General features: G+C 78.1%; 1 protein-coding gene and 1 pseudogene. Both read left to right on the top strand.

Annotated features, from left to right (window positions below):
- Positions 1-12: 12 nt before the first annotated feature.
- A complete protein-coding gene (locus FK498_RS18680) occupies positions 13-1,089 on the top strand; it encodes a penicillin-binding protein activator (protein ID WP_141857202.1) in 1,077 nt (358 codons plus the stop codon).
- Between the two features lie 3 nt (positions 1,090-1,092).
- Positions 1,093-1,294, top strand: a pseudogene (locus tag FK498_RS18675) (two-component sensor histidine kinase); the annotation flags it as partial.

Below are 1,294 nucleotides of genomic sequence, written 5' to 3'. Positions count from 1 at the left end.
CCGGCGGGCGGGGTGGCTGGTTTTTCGGCCCCCCTGGCCGCCCGCTCCCCGCGGGGGCCGTTGGTATCGCCCGTCCTCCCATCGCATCCCGCCGGCGCCCCGGCGGGGCGGCATCCGCCCGGCCCCGCGGCGATCGCGGAGGGTGCGGCGATCGTGCTCGGTCCGCTCTTCGCGCAGGAGGCGGAGGCGGTCGCGCCGGTGGCCGGTCCGGCGGGCGTGCCGGTGCTCGCCTTCACCACCGACCCGGCGCAGGCGCGACCGGGCCTCTGGGTGCTCGGCTTCCTGCCCGAGCCGCCGGTGCGCCGCGTGGTGGCCGCCGCGCGCGCCGCCGGGGCGGAGCGCTTCGCCGCGCTGGTGCCCGAGAACGCCTATGGACGGTTGGTGCTGGACGCCTATCGGCGCGCGGTGGCGGAGGCGGGCGGGGTGCTGGTGCGCCAGGAGATCTATCCGGGCGGCAACCCGGCCCCGGCCGTGCGGCGGCTCGCCAACTACGAGGCGCGGCGCGGGCCGATCGATGCGCAGATCCGTGCCGCGCGCGCGCTCGGCACCGCCGAGGGGCGCCGGCGCGCGGCGCAGCTCCAGCGCGAGGCGCGCGTCCCGCCGCCCGACTTCGACACGCTGCTGCTCGCCGACGGGGGCGAGCAGCTGCGCGCGGTCGCGGCCCTGCTGCCCTTCTACGACATCGACAATCCGCCGGTGCGCATCCTCGGCACGCCGCTCATGGCGGCGATGCCCGATGCCGGACGCGAACCGGCGCTGGTCGGCGCCTGGTACGCCGCACCGGACGACCAGCGCCGCACGGCCTTCGAGGCGCGCTATCGCGAGGCCTATGGCAGGGTGCCGCCGATCGTCGCCGGCGTGGCCTTCGACGCGGCGGCGATCGCGGTGACGCTGGCGACGGAGCCGGGCGGGCCCGACCTCTCGCCGGCGGCGCTGACCCAGCCGCAGGGGTTCGCCGGCGCGCTCGGCATCCTGCGTCTGATGCCCGACGGCACCAACCGGCGCGGCCTGTCGCTGATGGAGGTGCGGCGCGACGGTGCGATCGTGATCGAGCCTGCGCCGGACCGGTTCGACGAGCGCGTCTTCTGATCCGTGGCGCCACGGCCGCACGGCCCTGGCCGGCCGGTCCTGCTGGTCGGCGGCGTCGCTGCCACGCTCGCGGCGGCACCGGTGGCGGTTGTCGGCGCCCTCGCCGCGACCGGCCGCATCGGGTGGGACGCGGCGGTCCTGGTCGCGCTGGTCGTGGCCGCGATCGGGCTGGTGGCCGGGCTCGTGCTGCGCCGCGAACTCGTCC

The organism is Elioraea sp. Yellowstone, from assembly GCF_006704265.1.
Lineage (GTDB): Bacteria > Pseudomonadota > Alphaproteobacteria > Acetobacterales > Acetobacteraceae > Elioraea.
Note: the sequence above shows the minus strand (reverse complement) of the source record. Positions and strands in the feature narration are given on the sequence as shown.